16 protein-coding genes are annotated in these 14,980 nt (G+C 48.5%); 5 read left to right on the top strand and 11 right to left on the bottom strand.

Going from position 1 to position 14,980, the window contains the following annotated elements; all coding sequences use genetic code 11:
* Positions 1 to 113 precede the first annotated feature (113 nt).
* The 3 genes from ACQKPA_RS27505 to ACQKPA_RS27495 form a co-directional block, all read right to left on the bottom strand.
* On the bottom strand, positions 114 to 845 hold the full coding sequence (locus tag ACQKPA_RS27505; protein ID WP_427495622.1) for a DUF6081 family protein: 732 nt from the start codon (positions 843 to 845) through the stop codon (positions 114 to 116).
* 17 nt (positions 846 to 862) lie between these two features.
* The gene (locus tag ACQKPA_RS27500) at positions 863 to 1,789 is read right to left on the bottom strand and encodes a prenyltransferase (RefSeq protein ID WP_427495621.1); all 927 of its coding nucleotides are present in this window, start codon (positions 1,787 to 1,789) and stop codon (positions 863 to 865) included.
* A 152-nt stretch (positions 1,790 to 1,941) separates the two neighbouring features.
* The gene (locus ACQKPA_RS27495; protein WP_427495620.1) at positions 1,942 to 2,919 is read right to left on the bottom strand and encodes a LacI family DNA-binding transcriptional regulator; all 978 of its coding nucleotides are present in this window, start codon (positions 2,917 to 2,919) and stop codon (positions 1,942 to 1,944) included.
* A gap of 174 nt (positions 2,920 to 3,093) precedes the next feature.
* Between ACQKPA_RS27495 and ACQKPA_RS27490 the strand changes: the two genes are divergently transcribed.
* The gene (locus ACQKPA_RS27490; protein ID WP_427495619.1) at positions 3,094 to 3,246 is read left to right on the top strand and encodes a hypothetical protein; all 153 of its coding nucleotides are present in this window, start codon (positions 3,094 to 3,096) and stop codon (positions 3,244 to 3,246) included.
* A 348-nt stretch (positions 3,247 to 3,594) separates the two neighbouring features.
* Complete coding sequence (locus ACQKPA_RS27485) at positions 3,595 to 3,768, top strand: hypothetical protein (protein WP_427495618.1); 174 nt, start codon at positions 3,595 to 3,597, stop codon at positions 3,766 to 3,768.
* Positions 3,769 to 3,944: 176 nt separating this feature from the next.
* Here the strand turns inward: ACQKPA_RS27485 and ACQKPA_RS27480 are convergent, their stop codons facing one another.
* The 5 genes from ACQKPA_RS27480 to ACQKPA_RS27460 all read right to left on the bottom strand — a co-directional run bounded on the left by ACQKPA_RS27480 (position 3,945) and on the right by ACQKPA_RS27460 (position 9,025).
* Positions 3,945 to 4,775, bottom strand: a complete 831-nt coding sequence (locus ACQKPA_RS27480; protein ID WP_427495617.1) for a phosphoenolpyruvate hydrolase family protein — start codon at positions 4,773 to 4,775, stop codon at positions 3,945 to 3,947.
* Positions 4,776 to 4,827: 52 nt separating this feature from the next.
* Positions 4,828 to 6,039 (bottom strand): Tm-1-like ATP-binding domain-containing protein, encoded by a 1,212-nt coding sequence (locus ACQKPA_RS27475; RefSeq protein ID WP_427495616.1) that lies wholly within the window; start codon positions 6,037 to 6,039, stop codon positions 4,828 to 4,830.
* Between the two features lie 128 nt (positions 6,040 to 6,167).
* On the bottom strand, positions 6,168 to 7,409 hold the full coding sequence (locus ACQKPA_RS27470; RefSeq protein ID WP_427495615.1) for a phosphoenolpyruvate hydrolase family protein: 1,242 nt from the start codon (positions 7,407 to 7,409) through the stop codon (positions 6,168 to 6,170).
* A 44-nt stretch (positions 7,410 to 7,453) separates the two neighbouring features.
* Positions 7,454 to 8,089: a pyridoxamine 5'-phosphate oxidase family protein gene (locus tag ACQKPA_RS27465; RefSeq protein WP_427495613.1), complete on the bottom strand. Its 636-nt coding sequence runs from the start codon at positions 8,087 to 8,089 to the stop codon at positions 7,454 to 7,456.
* Positions 8,090 to 8,212: 123 nt separating this feature from the next.
* Complete coding sequence (locus tag ACQKPA_RS27460) at positions 8,213 to 9,025, bottom strand: undecaprenyl-diphosphate phosphatase (protein ID WP_427495612.1); 813 nt, start codon at positions 9,023 to 9,025, stop codon at positions 8,213 to 8,215.
* Positions 9,026 to 9,279: 254 nt separating this feature from the next.
* On the opposite strand from ACQKPA_RS27460, the gene ACQKPA_RS27455 reads away from it, so the two are divergent.
* Positions 9,280 to 10,170 (top strand): PsbP-related protein, encoded by an 891-nt coding sequence (locus tag ACQKPA_RS27455; protein WP_427495611.1) that lies wholly within the window; start codon positions 9,280 to 9,282, stop codon positions 10,168 to 10,170.
* A 4-nt stretch (positions 10,171 to 10,174) separates the two neighbouring features.
* On the top strand, positions 10,175 to 10,402 hold the full coding sequence (locus ACQKPA_RS27450) for a hypothetical protein (RefSeq protein ID WP_427495610.1): 228 nt from the start codon (positions 10,175 to 10,177) through the stop codon (positions 10,400 to 10,402).
* Positions 10,403 to 10,476: 74 nt separating this feature from the next.
* On the opposite strand, the gene ACQKPA_RS27445 is transcribed toward ACQKPA_RS27450, so the two are convergent.
* On the bottom strand, positions 10,477 to 10,641 hold the full coding sequence (locus ACQKPA_RS27445) for a sporulation protein Cse60 (protein ID WP_162487647.1): 165 nt from the start codon (positions 10,639 to 10,641) through the stop codon (positions 10,477 to 10,479).
* Between the two features lie 216 nt (positions 10,642 to 10,857).
* Here ACQKPA_RS27445 and ACQKPA_RS27440 point away from each other — a divergent pair, with 216 nt between their 5' ends.
* Positions 10,858 to 11,544, top strand: a complete 687-nt coding sequence (locus ACQKPA_RS27440) for a hypothetical protein (protein WP_427495609.1) — start codon at positions 10,858 to 10,860, stop codon at positions 11,542 to 11,544.
* Positions 11,545 to 11,836: 292 nt separating this feature from the next.
* Here the strand turns inward: ACQKPA_RS27440 and ACQKPA_RS27435 are convergent, their stop codons facing one another.
* Both ACQKPA_RS27435 and groL read right to left on the bottom strand, forming a co-directional pair.
* Positions 11,837 to 13,015, bottom strand: a complete 1,179-nt coding sequence (locus ACQKPA_RS27435) for an IS110 family transposase (protein WP_427495608.1) — start codon at positions 13,013 to 13,015, stop codon at positions 11,837 to 11,839.
* A gap of 296 nt (positions 13,016 to 13,311) precedes the next feature.
* Positions 13,312 to 14,940 (bottom strand): chaperonin GroEL, encoded by a 1,629-nt coding sequence (gene groL, locus ACQKPA_RS27430; protein ID WP_427495607.1) that lies wholly within the window; start codon positions 14,938 to 14,940, stop codon positions 13,312 to 13,314.
* Positions 14,941 to 14,980: the final 40 nt, after the last annotated feature.

The raw sequence follows: 14,980 nt of genomic DNA, 5'->3' as shown, positions 1-14,980 counted from the left end.
GGCTTGCAGCTTTCCCCGATACGGCCTCCACGAGCACTGTTAGAGCTCGCCCTTCGCTCACAAAAAAGATCATGCCCACAGATGAGCATGATCTTTTTTCTACTATATAAGCACTACTCTTTTATCGTTACCGTCACAGGAGAGTATTCGGCAATAACGGTTTGTCCATGCACGGATACGCTGCCCTGCGGCGTAAGGTCTTTTTCGGTCATGATCCCCAAAGCGATGGTGAACTTGTTAAACTTGACCGGGATGTTTTTCTCCCGGCGGATCTCTTCGCCGTTCACATAGAAGATCGCTTCGTCCTCGGCACGGTTATACGTGATTTTGTACGTGTTGAATTCCCGCGGTGTAAAATGCGTATCCTCCTCTTTGAAAATGCAGAAGTAACGGGTCTTGTCCGATTCCGGCACCTGCACGCCCGGGAACGGCAGGACGGCATACACGCTGGCATACTTGTCGTTCGAGGCAAAAAAGTCCAGTGCTGCGCCCGTGCTGAAATCAAGCAGATTCAACGATACGTAACCGTCATACAAGTCGCCGGGAACCGTACCCTGGGTGCGTGCCCGAATTTGCAGTTCGAACGTGACCTCACCGGATTCCGGCACGTCCACCTCTTCATTGGAATAATACATATGCTTGGCATTATCGAGAATTTGGATTTGATCATTCTGGCGGCTGAGCGGCGCCCGCACGTACAGGATTCCGTTGCGGACGATCACGACTGCATTCGGCTCGCGATATTCCCAGAATGAACCGTCCGGCAGCGGAAAACCGCCGATCTTCCAAGCCCCGCTCTCGGACAGGATAGAGTGAAAATCACCAAAAATGCGTTGTTGTTCCATCAAATTCCCCTTCTTCCTTACAAAGTCTGAATGATTCCTTGAATGATCAATGACAGGATCAGCACGCCGCCGCAGCGCATGGTGGTCATCGTTGACGCACCCATCAGCGGTAAATACGCTTCGGAACGGTTGTTGTCCTTCAGTCTTCCATAGACAAGATACAACGGAATCATCGTAAGCAGTGCAATCAATGCGTAAGGCGGGAGCGCCCCGGCCAATACGCAGGCTATCAAAGACAAGCAGGCCAGCAGCAGCAGAACTCTCGAGAAGCTCAGCGCTCTTTTTTCGCCCCATACCACAACCAGGGTCTTCTTCCCAGCCTGACGATCCGCCTGCCAATGCAAAAAGTGATGATTAAACAAAATCAGCGTTGTCAGCAGCCCAATGGGCAGCGACAGCAGCAAGGCCCGAACATCCATATGTGAGGTTTGAACGTAGTATGCGCCCATCACCGGCAAAATACCAAAGGATAGCAAAATCGCAATTTCGCTGAAACCCTTGCCGCGGTATCCGAATTGAATCGGCGGTGCGACATAGAAATAAGCGATCAGCCCGCCAAGTCCGCCAAAGATGAAGGCCCACCAACCACTGATCAAACTAAGGATAATGCCGCTCAGCGCCGCAATCCCGAACAGCGTCCAGGTAACGATCTCGAATTTACGGAGCGACCAGACGCCCTTCGTAAGAAAACCGGAATGCGTGGAGATCGCATCTACATGCTCCTGCGCTTCCGTGTCCGTTCCGCTCTTATAGTCCCACAAATCGTTCACCATATTGGAGAACAGATGGGCTGCGCCGCTCCCGATCAAGGTCAATAAAAAGAGGCCTATATGAAATTCACCTGTCCATACATAAGCCCCGAGTGCTCCTAAAGCAACCGGAATCAGCATAACGGGGATCACTTTGATTCGGGAAGCTTTTTTAAACTGTTCAAGGGCATCCACTTTGGTTATGCTCCTTTCCTTCTATAATACAGAATAGAACGCCTGCAGACAGCTGCAGACGTTAACGTTGTGAAACATGGAACTTGCATAAATAAGAATATCATAATTGTCGAACTTTGTAATCCGTTTGTTAGAACTTGGCTGTGCAGCCATTATACCGATGAACGTTCGATCAGCTCGAAGGCAAGCTCCTTGCGAATCGGCTCTTTCCTCTCCCCTTGAATATGCGCATACAGCATCTTGAAGGCCTCCGAACCCATATCAAAGAGTCGGTTATCAATCGTGGTGAGACCCAGCATTTTGCCGATCGGTTGGTTATCGAAGCCAATGACAGCGAGCTCTTGCGGAATGGACAGTCCTCTCTTCTCAGCTTCATAGATCAAACCCGCGGCCACATGGTCACCCGTTACCAATAAACTACTTGGACGTTCCTCCATAGCGGACAGCCGATCCATGATTGCCGCACCGTCTTCCAGATCGATACAGCCATCCAAAATCCATTCCTGGCGGTAAGGCTCCCCGATCTCTTTAAGAACTTCTTCATATGCCTCTTGGCGTGCTCTTGTGCTCGGACTGTCCAGTCTTCCCACCGTGAAGCCGATGCGTCGATGTCCCCGCTTTATCAAATAGTGCATGGCACTGCGAAATGCCTCAGCATGGTTTATATATATAGAAGAAAATAATCGTTCGCCCGCATCCTGACAGCATACAATCGGTCCATAGGCACAATAGGCTTCAATCTGTTTCGGGGTCACGGCCGATGATAAAATAATGATGCCGTCAATCTCACGGTTACGCAGCATCTCCAGCACTTCCACTTCCTTATCCGGCGCATACCCGGTTTGGCACAGGATCAGGCGATAGCTGGCGGCAAGCGCTTCTTGGCCAGCCCCCTCCATCAGCAAGGAGAAGTAGGCATGATTAATAAACGGCAGCATGATAGCAATATTCATCGTTTTCCCTGTAATCAGATGAACCGCGTTCATATTCCGGGCGTATTTGAGCTGTTTCATGGTCTCCAACACGCGTTTCCGCTTATCTTCCCTGACATAGGGATGGTTGTTCAGCACCCGGGATACCGTTGACACCGATACGCCTGCCAGCTTGGCAATCTCTTTAATGTTAGCCACAATCCATCAAGCCCCCTTCCTCCACTGGTTCCTTCCTGATACTATCATGATTGCTTCCCCTATTCAAAGAGAGGTAACCCTGTAGTAAAAAGCTGATGCGCTAGCGTGTACACAATACCCACGTCTTACTTTTTTTGGTACGATTATATATATCACCCCTACGGAGGTATCGGCATGTCGAAACTGTTCAAGACACTGGGAGCTGTATGGCTCATCAGCGGTTTTATCGGAGGAGTCATCGTTCATATCATCATGGAAGGCAATTGGTTGACCGGAATTACTTGGCTGATTAGCGGTGCGATCTCGGGCGCATATTCTATACAGTAGGTGAAATCCATGAAATCGTGTGGGAAAATAATGCCCTGCTCCGGGAAGTCCTGCACCGTCTTCCCCAGCAGCCTGGCGATCAGAAACCGCCCCTTGGAATTTCCAGGGCTAATCTCAGCGCACTGAAGGGTTATAAGATGAATGCAAAAGATGAACAACGATAAAAAGAAGTCTTGATCTGGTATGCTTTTCATACTTTACACTGAGGTTGGGTGGAAACCTTCATTCATTGTCAGCGTGACCGGCAAGGGCGTGATGGCAAGAGCAAGGCTTCTGCCTTTTTATCATGATTCGTAAAACTTGGATCTTGTCCATTACGTTATCCTTGTATTAAGGAGCTGATGGATCATGGAGACGTTCGGCAGAGGCTGCCTGTACATTATTATTGGTATGGTTGGATTGTTACTGCTTGCCATTCTATTCGGGACGACGATTACGATCCCTTGGTTCATCTTCATTCCGCTTATCATTATTGCCTTTGCTATAGCTGCATCCAAGAGTAAGCACAAGGATGATGATTAAGCGAACGAGCGAACAAGCCGCCTGATGCTAGAGAGGTTATTACGCGTCGTTTTCGGACCTATATACAAGTTTAGACCCGATCAACCCTCTTCTCTAGCCACTGTACATGAAAAAGACTCCCTTCATGGGAGCCTTTTTCATTCCATATGATTCCGATCACTCTTTATCTTGTTGCTTTATTTCGAGATATTCTTGAATGCTTCTGTCTGCTGCTTAATGCCAACCTCCGTGGCAAAACGTTCGATGCTGGATGCTCCGAAGAATCCCTCCACGCCCTTGGTTCTGGACAATACATACCCCGCATCTTCAGGTTCTGCAATCGGACCGCCATGGCACAGAATCATAATGTCCGGGTTGACGGCTTTACCGGCATCACAAATCGCCTGAATCTTGTCCACGCAATCGTCGAGCGTCAGTGCCGTTTTCGCACCTATGGTTCCTTTCGTGGTAAGACCCATATGGGCAACCAGGACATCGGCTCCGGCTTCGGCCATCTTCTTCGCTTGTTCGACATCAAACACATACGGGGTGGTCACCATACCCAGCTCATGCGCCTTCCGGATCATCTCAACCTCGAGATCATACCCCATGCCCGTCTCTTCCAGATTCGCCCGGAATACGCCGTCAATCAAGCCAACCGTCGGAAAGTTCTGAACTCCCGCAAAGCCTTGCTCCTGAAGCTGCTTCAGAAAAATATCCATAATCCGGAACGGGTCCGTGCCGCAAACCCCCGCCAATACCGGCGTATGCTTCACGACCGGCAGCACCTCGTTCCCCATGTCCACCACAATCTGGTTTGCATCTCCGTATGCCATCAGTCCGGCAAGCGAGCCGCGCCCCGCCATCCGGTAACGGCCCGAGTTATAAATAATGATCAAGTCTACGCCGCCGGCTTCGGCGCTCTTGGCCGAAATCCCTGTTCCTGCTCCCGCTCCCAATAACACCTTACCGGCTGCTACCTCCGATTTTAATTTCGCTAACACTTCCGCTCTTGTTTGCATGGCCATGATATATGTTCCTCCTTCAGTATAAATACTTGGTGCGTTTGGCTTCCCCTTCTCACTGCCGTTTCATCAGTTCCATCAGCTTATCGGCCGCAGCTACGGCAAAAGCTTGGTCATTAATGTCCGTATTCATCTCGATCAACTCAACGGTTTTATGATCTATGCGTAATCTTAACGTATCAAACAGCATCTCATCCTCTTCCGGTCCATGGAATGCTTCACCTTCTACATCGAGCATCGATACGCCCTTCAATGGGAGCATAAGCACCGTAGGACCTTGCGAACCATTCAGCTTCTCTGCAATCTTCTCGCCAAGCTGCCGGTTCTCCTCAACCGTGGTCCGCATCAGCGTAACCGAGGGGTTATGCTTGTACAGATTCCGTTCCCGGAATGCCTCTGGCACGGTCTCATGTGGACCGAAATTGACCATATCCAGCGCTCCCGTAGATACGACCTGCGGCACCTTGCAGCGACCGGCTGCTTCCAGCCGATGCGGACCAGCCGCCAAAACGCCGCCCACCAGCTCATCGCACCATTCCGTTGTCGTCAAATCCAGCACACCGTCTATATATCCGGCCTCAATGAGGCTTTCCATCGTTTGTCCGCCCGTACCTGTTGCGTGAAATACAAGCACTTCGTAACCATGCAGCTCCAGATGCGCCCTGGCATAATCGATGCAAGGCGTCGTGACTCCAAACATCGTCGCAGCAACCAGCGGCTTCTTATCCAGCGGGGGCGCCGATTCGAACTGAACCATACCGGCAATCGCATGTGCCGCGTTCGTGAATATTTTGGTGGAAAACGAGTTCAGTCCGGATACATCCACGATGGACGGGAACATGATGATATCACTTGTCCCCACATAAGGTGCCGTATTGCCGGATGCGACCGTGGACACCATCAGTTTCGGAACGCCGATCGGCAATGCCCTCATGCCTGCTGTGACGATCGAAGTACCTCCAGTACCTCCGAATGACAGCATTGCGTCGAATTTGCCCTCGGCATACAGCCTCGGCACGATTTTTTCCATCCCTTGAGCCAATACTTCAGTCCCTGCCGCCCGGTCCTTCCGGGCCGCGACCTCGCGTATATCCACTCCAGCTGCCGCCGCAACCTCGACGTTAGATACATCCGGCGTGAACATCGGTTCAAACACACCGCTATGGATCGTAAACGTCTTTAGCCCCAAGCTCTCGATGACGGATTTAGCGTATGAAAACTCGGCACCCTTCGAATCAAAAGTCCCCGCAATAGCTACTGTCTTCACCGTGCAGACCTCCTCCATATCTCATCTAAAGGATCGCTTGCACCCGTCCTGACAGGTCCGGCATAGGATCCCTACAAGACCATAATACAGCGCTTTCAAATAAAAAGGATCGTATCGATGTACGATCTTTATGTATATTTGTCTTTCATATGCTGACGATAGGATTGAGGAGAAGTTCCCGCGTATTTCTTGAAGGATTTGCTAAAATGAACATAGTCCGGGTAGCCTACCAGTTCGGCTATTCTGCCCAAGGACAGCTTGCTGTGCTTCATGATTTCCTGCGCTTTGTGAATCCTGTATTTGGCTATATATTCCGGAAAGCTGCACCCCACTTCCCTGTTAAAAAGTGCGCTCAGATGCGTTCGTGAAACATGAATTCGCTCTGCCAGCTCGGTCATTGAAATCGGGTCCGCGTAATTCTCGGCAACATATTCCTTCACAAATGCAACATAATCCATCGGCTCTTCGAGCCGCGTCAGCTTCTCCATCAGCTGCCGATCCTGCTCCAGATGGCCCGTTGACTTAAAACGAAACGTTGCATCCACAATGGCTTCTTCCGTCGGTGTTCGTTCAAAGCTCGAGCCGCCCACGTAACCCATGGCTGACGTGTTGTCATACATATACTGAACATCGATCGGCGTATGGACCGGACCGCCATACACCAGCTTGATCGGCCGTCTGCCCGAAGCGTCACATACTTCAAATATGTCTCTGGCGATTTCCGCCCCCTTCTCCAGCGACCATGCTTTCGTGGTGCCCATCAACCCGCCTGCCGTGACACCCAAATGGGCGCAGATGATATCGGCTCCCGCATCCAGCATCCACTTCGTCTGCTCCGGAGTAAAAACAAAGGCCATCGTAAACATATCCTGCTCATGAGCAGCCCGGATGGCCTCCACCTCCTGCAGATAGGTGATGCCTTCTTCCTCCAAGGCTTCACGGAACTGTCCATCAATCAGTCCCACGGTCGGATAGTTGATAATGCCGGCAAAACCGCTGCCGCGGATGATTGCCAAGTAATCGAGAAGCTGAATGGTTGGATCTGTCCCGCATAGGCCGAAGATGACCGGTATGTCACGGACCACCGACAGAATCTCCCGCGAGCCGAATTCCATCACCATTTCATTGCAGTTCGCATAGGGCATGAAACCCGCCAGGGAGCCGAGCCCCATCTGCCGAAAACGGCCCGAATTCAGGGCCAGTATAAGATCAGCACCGCCCTTAACCGCATATTTTGCCGAGATTCCTGCCCCTGCCGCAACGCCAATCAATCGCTCCTGCGTCTGTATTCCCTTATGTAATCGATCCAAAATTTGTTCTCTGGTCGTTATCAAAGCTATCGGTCCCCTTATCTTCAAACTGACCGTCATATATCATCGTTTCATTATGTCGCTAAACCTATTATAAATGAATATCAATAGAGACGTTTAGTGTAACTGTCCTGCAGTCCCCGGGTAACGGACTCCTCCGTCACGCTATCCTGATTCACATGATCCGCTATGATCTTGGACGGATTCGGCAGCTGTTCGCCTGGTATCCAGGAATCGGGATTCCATGCTTGCGAACGCATGAAAGCTTTTGCGCAGTGGATGTAGCATTCCTCGACCCGTACCCCGATGCCAAGCCATGGCCGTTTGCCCTGTACGCTGAGCTGATCCAAAATTTCTTCGTCCCTAACCAAGACGGCGCTGCCGTTGACACGCAAGGTCTCTTTCAAACCCGGTATGACAAACACGATCCCGACTCTCGGGTTGGACAGGATATTCCGCAGCGAATCAAACCGTCGATTGCCCGGCCGTTCCGGAATGACCAAACAGGATTCATCCATCACATGCACAAAGCCCGCCGCATCTCCCCGGGGCGAAACGTCGCAGAATCCGGATGCGTCGGAAGTAGCCATAAACAACAAGGGACTCTTCGCAATAAAGTCTTTACAGTGATGATCCAATCGATCAATCGCTTTATGTTTGACCACGTGATTGGACTCCCCGAACAGGTCACGAAGCTCCTCCTCCGATGTAATGATGGACTGAAAAGGACTTCTTGTCATCGTAGTTGCCCCCCTTATTAGCTACCTATTATACCTCTGTTATAACATTCATTACGGCTTTTCACTGTACGAAAAGAAGCTCCCCACAAGTTCAAGCAACCTTTGAGGAGCCTTACGCCATTCTTATAAGAAGACAAGCAGCAAAATACCGACGACAAAGCAATAATAGGCGAAATATTTCAGATTTCCGCGCGCCATGATATTCATGAGCCATTTCATCGCAAAATAGGTGCAAATCAGTGTCGCGATAAACGCGATCGAATAGGGAATGAACAACGGTGAAAAGTCGGGATCCGATGTGATATCCGACACTCCCAGCACCATACCGCCGAGACTTATAGGGATATAGAGCATGAAGGAAAACCTAAGCGCTGTCTCCTGCTTCATCCCAACAGCGATCGACGTAATGACGGTCGAACCGGATCGGCTAATACCCGGGATCAGTGCAACCGCCTGGGCCAAACCCACGATAAGCGCATCCTTGAATGATAGATCATTGTCCAGCTTGCGGCCACGAAGATTCCGTATGAGCCAAAGAGCGACCCCCGTGAACAGCAGCGCAATGCCTACCGTATGTACAGAAGCGAATATTTCTTCAATCTGATCTTTGAACAATAGACCGATAATGACAGCCGGAATTGTACCTACAATAATATACAAAATGAACATGAAATCGGATTTATACTCCGATTTTCGTGTGCGCAAATAACTTAGACCATTCACGATCAGTCTCTGCAAATCCTTGCGATAGATAAACGCAATCGCAATCAACGAGGCCATATTGGTCAGCATCTCGAACGACAGCCCATTCTGCTCCATGCCCATGAGTCTCTGGGCGACAATCAAATGACCGCTGGAGGATACCGGAATCGGCTCCGTAACTCCCTGCACAATACCCAGCAGCAAGTACTTCAACCACAAGATGAAATCTTCCATAACTCTCCTACTTTCTTTACAACATTTGTATGGCTTTAAAAAACACTAGTCTATCATAGCCCAAAAAAATAGCAACAATCAAACCACGGGCGGGCCAAAAAAGTATGTAAACAAGAGAAGCCCCTCTAACCACGGAATTAGAGGGGCTCCTAATCTATTGTTAAGAGGTGATTCCATCATAAGATCTGCAGCTTAATGAAACCTTAAAGCTTCATTAGGGGAACATAAAAAGTTGTAAGTACACCAGTGTTACTATGGTGAGATATGGGAAAGGCTATTATTCACAAGTAATAGTTCAAGAAAAGAGAAGAAGAAATGAAAAGCCTGGCAAAATCCACTCTACAAACACTGCCACTGAAAATACGGAAACGAATGAAGAACCTGACCAAACTCAAACATTTAAGGGAGAGAATTTCTCCTTTTCCTACCCTTCGACATGGAAGGATGCAGAGCTTAACGTCCCTCAAGTCGTCGCGGCATTCGTAAATCCCAATCCCCAAGGAGCTTTTGTTGATAATTTAAATGTCGTTATCGAGGAATCGTCTGCTACCCCCGAGGAAGCAGCTAATGTTGCCGTACAAGGTTTAACCAATGGAGATGGAGGACCATTAATACAAAATTTCAAAAAATTGAACTACATCGACGTTCCCGAAAAGGCGGCGGGAATCCTGGAATCGGAATACACTCATGGAGAGTCCAACGCCCAAGTCATACTGACTCAATATTTTGTCCCAAATGGCAATGAGCTTTATACGCTTTCCATATCCTATTCCAAGACAGCCTACGATAATGGAGGAAAAGCGAGTGTCCAAAACATAATGGACTCGTTCGAAACCGTTAAAGTTAGTAATCAGGTGGAAGACTCGAATACTAACGCTGGCAGTAGTGTCGAAGGATTAACGGAAGAGAACCTTTTCGCTGAAATCATGGCTTATGTGATCCCGATTGAAATTGAAGACGGAGCTCTAGACGAGCTCACCTATAATTATTTTGTTGAGCATTATGAGTTTATTTCCAGCGCTTACACCCGAAGCTCAAAAGAGAGCGAAGGCAGAAGTCGATCCCAATATCACGTCTCGCCACCTCAACAAAAATCTGAGTCCCTATTTAGATCAGGTGATCGAGGTAAGTGGATACGTTGTTGATATCATGGAAGAGGAATTAGACGAGGGCATTACACTTGCCGAAATACACATCGTAGATGATAACGATAACTCCATTATCGGTTTTTACGCCCACACTACCGGCGATATTCTGCAAGACGATTACGTCACGATGCGAGGAGTGCCGACAACATTTTATTCATTTGAAAATGTAGGTGGCGGAACCACGAATTCCGTTCTTATCGGTGTGTCCACGATTGAGAAAACGGAATAGTTTGTTTCTTATAGATGCTCTATTAAGCGGTGATACCTGGACATAAAGAAAAGCACCTTTAGCGGTGCTTTTCTTTATTCTTTATAAATGACCAAAATATCGTACGTTCCGTCGGCAGACGAAAGCTTAACATCCTTGACATCATCAGGATGGATATTATACAGGAACTCATTAACCTGTTCTTGCAAATCGTCCAGATTGGAATCGCTAAAGAGCTCAACTTTCAACGTTTTTAGCATGTAAGCACCCCCCACATCAACTTCGACATAAAGTGTGTTTTCCCTGCTGGACTGGAATTGATATAAGGACGTTTCATCCCTCTAAGATACACTGGCCTTTTTTTCGTCTGCTTTCATCATGCATAGCTTAGCAAACACCTAAATTATGGTATATTGGAGGAGTCGTTGTTCGATTTTAGAGATATTATTATAAATTTTTGGTGGTGGAACAGGATTATGAAAGTCAAACACAAACGAATCATTGGAATTACTGCCTTACTGTTGTTACTTTCCACCGTTCTCTTCTACGCCATAATTTATATGATGGAACGCCCTGGGGGATTATCGGATCGGCGCATGTCCCGTGCGCTGGGGCAAAAAGTTACCCTTCATATCCCACTCGGGAAGACCCCGGATAATGCGGTTGAACGGTTTAGAGATCCATCGTCGATGGAAGTCATTCACCGAGAACCTGTTAAAGGGGGCACCCTTTTATTTATGAGACGATACAATCAAACGGATAGCAGCAATCTTCAGGTAGAGTATGTCCGGAAAACATGGATTGGATGGAAGTGGGTTTGGGGCGGGGGATTCGGGATCAGTGAATCTCTACAATCAAAATCATCATTAAACTATATGAGCATACCTAAACTAGATCATATCTCAACCCCCTTTCCCATGGTTTTTGGGGATATTCTGAATCCTTCGATCAAGAATGTAACTGTCAAGAGTCAGAATAATGGTACATATCAAGCTAAACTGGCGACCGTGGGAAATGAAAAAATGATCTGGTTCGTGTTTCTGCCCCCGGCCATTTCCACACCTTTTGCTATCGAGGGCTTTAATGAAGAAGGAGATCTCATAGCTCGCAAAACAATAACCGACCCGAGAGACAGCGGCACGGTCAATTTAGAAAATGATTAGAAGTTAGTCCGGTGATATTAAGGATGAATGATACTTTTGATTTCGACACTCGTCAATGAAGTCACACGCAAGACTTCTTAGAATCTCGCTTGGATGCACGCACTACCAGCACGTCGGCCGAAGTAATGCTTCCCTTATAATGGGCATAGAACCGAAAGGTTCCCGGCTTACGTTTGGACCTTATACAAAAAAACCAGCTAATACTTGTCAAGCATTACAACTTGGTTAAACAATAGAAAACTGATATACTTTTTTACCTTCATTGGCGTGAAGGTTATGGGAAAATATGGTTTTAGTCTTTGTAGGGTTCGCTTTTACTTAGGATGGCATAAATGTGATGAAGAAGCTTGTTGGCGCAAGCGATCACGACCACCTTGTAGGGCTTGCCCTCTTTTCTTTTCTTGTCGTAGTAATCACTTATCCTGCGGTTTACAGATCTGCGAATTCCGCATTGTACAGCAAGATACAGTGCTCGGCGTAGCCTTTTTGAGCCTCGTTTCGTGATCCGGTTGCTTGTAGCCGTGAACTTTCCTGAGCTGTAGATCCCCGGATCTAATCCTGCGTAGGCTACAAGTTGCTTCGCATCCTTGAATTGGCTTGCATCACCAAGCTCTGCCACGATGGCTGCCGCCAGCTTGTTCCCTACACCCGGGATACTTTTGACCAATTCCACTCCAGGCAACTCCTCAGCCAGTTCTTCCATCTGCTTCTCCAAATGATTTAACTGTTTATCGAATTCCAACAGCAGTGAGACCATGCTAGTCAACGCTATGCTCTGGGATTGACTCCTCTCTTGTGTTTTCCAACTCAACATGAGTTCCTTCAACCGTTTCGTTTTCTCAGTAATCCATCCTTTGGAATGGGATTTACCTACACATTCACGGATGAGATCCTCCACATCTTCGATCTTGTTCTCCAAACATCGCTCTAGCACTTTTAATGATGTGGTCGCATACAGATTACGAAATACTCCGATGAACTCCGGAAACACCTGCTCAAGCAAAGCTCTGCTGTTTAACTTGGCCTGTACGTACATCGCGGTTACGAACTCATGTTGCCTCGTTAGGTGTTGAAGCTCGGTGTAGGTTTCTTCCCACTCACGATGCGCTTTAACGTCCCCTCGGTAATACATTTCAGCCAAATGCCATGCATCTGCTGCATCTGTTTTCACCTTGCGAAGTTGTGTGCCTTTCGATCGTTTCGCTTGCAGAGGGTTGACGATGTAATGAGTCCATCCACTGCGTTTAAGATACCCCGCCAGACTTCGATGGTAATGTCCGGTTGCCTCAAGGACAACAACGGGTTCGACACCACTTTTATGTTTGAGCATTCCTAACAATTCCCCTAGCTGTTCAAAACCTTCCTCCCCATGCTGAAGCTTCTCCATCCTCCCGTAGGGTTCTTCGCGACCGATAAAGGCCTGGATGACGCTAACCCCTTTTGCAACGTCTATTCCTACTACTGGCTGCATAATAACCTCCTTGATTCGATTTACCGGCATTCCCACATGGCCTCCAACCCCATAGCTTCGCTTGTGATGCGAGGTCTAAAGCCTCTACCAGCTCAAACATAGTTGTTGGACGGTAGTGAGAGAACAGTTTTTTTGACGGGATCTGCGTCCCTAAGCCACCCTCGTTCTCCCGGCTACCACCATCGTATAATGCCTACCAAAATAGGCCAACCAGAAATCTCTGGCTGACCTAATAATACGAAAGAGACCCCGAGAGGTCTCTTTTCCCTTGATATGACAGGCTTTGGGGACTATTGTTACATCATGCCGCCCATTCCACCCATGCCGCCCATGTCAGGCATAGCTGGTTTTTCTGGTTCTGGCTTGTCAGCGATAACCGCTTCGGTTGTCAGGAACATCGCCGCAACGGAAGCTGCGTTTTGAAGAGCGGAACGTGTTACTTTCGCAGGGTCAACGATACCTGCTTCGAACATGTTCACCCAAGTGTCTGTAGCGGCGTTGTAGCCGATACCGATCTCTTCTTTTTTCAGACGCTCAACGATAACGGAACCTTCTTGGCCAGCGTTAGCTGCAATCGTGCGGATTGGCTCTTCAAGAGCACGCAGAACGATGTTCACGCCTGTTTTCTCGTCGCCTTCTACTTGAACAGCAGCAACAGCTTTGTATACGTTAACGAGCGCTGTACCACCACCGGATACCATACCTTCTTCAACCGCAGCGCGAGTTGCGTTCAGGGCATCTTCGATGCGTAGTTTGCGTTCTTTCAATTCCGTTTCAGTAGCCGCGCCGACTTTAATAACCGCTACGCCGCCAGCCAGTTTAGCCAGACGCTCTTGCAGTTTTTCTTTGTCGAAATCGGAAGTCGTTTCTTCCAATTGATTGCGGATTTGCTTCACGCGAGCTTCGATGTCTTCTTTGTTGCCAGCGCCATCCACGATGATCGTGTTCTCTTTGGTTACGCGCACTTGACGAGCGGTACCCAATTGATCGATGGAAGCTGTTTTCAGGTCGAGACCAAGCTCTTCCGTAATCACTTGGCCGCCAGTCAATGCAGCGATATCTTGCAGCATCGCTTTACGACGGTCACCGAAGCCAGGAGCTTTAACAGCAACAGCGTTGAATGTACCACGCAGTTTGTTCACGATCAGCATCGCTTGCGCTTCGCCTTCAATGTCTTCGGCGATCAGAACGAGCGGTTTGCCTTGCTGTACGATTTTTTCAAGGATCGGCAGGATCTCTTGCGTGTTGGTTACTTTTTTATCGGTGATCAGGATGTATGGATTCTCAAGAACAGCTTCCATTTTATCCGTATCGGTAATCATGTATGGAGAGATGTAGCCGCGGTCGAATTGCATACCTTCTACCACTTCAAGCTCCGTCAAGAAGCCGCGGGATTCTTCAACGGTGATAACGCCGTCTTTGCCCACTTTATCCATCGCTTCTGCAATCAGTTGGCCAACTTCTTCGTCAGCTGCGGATACGGAAGCGACTTGAGCGATTTCCTGGTGGTTCTTCACTTCTTTCGCGATGTTTTGAAGTTCAGCCACAGCTGCTTTAACCGCTTTGTCGATCCCCTTGCGGATGATCATTGGGTTTGCGCCAGCTGTTACGTTCTTCAGACCTTCACGGATCATAGCTTGAGCCAGAACCGTTGCCGTTGTTGTACCGTCACCGGCAACATCGTTGGTTTTGGTAGCTACTTCTTTAACAAGCTGAGCACCCATGTTCTCGAATGCATCTTCCAGCTCGATTTCTTTAGCGATGGTTACACCGTCATTCGTGATGAGCGGGCTTCCGAATTTCTTCTCAAGAACCACGTTACGGCCTTTCGGTCCGAGTGTTACTTTAACTGCATTTGCCAAAGCGTCTACACCGCGAAGCATCGAGCGACGGGCGTCTTCACTGAACTTAATGTCTTTTGCCATGGTATTACATACCTCCCTAGTGGATTATGAAATAGTGAAA

The organism is Paenibacillus sp. NPDC093718 (genome assembly GCF_050279985.1).
GTDB lineage: Bacteria > Bacillota > Bacilli > Paenibacillales > Paenibacillaceae > Paenibacillus_AQ.
Note: the sequence above shows the minus strand (reverse complement) of the source record. Positions and strands in the feature narration are given on the sequence as shown.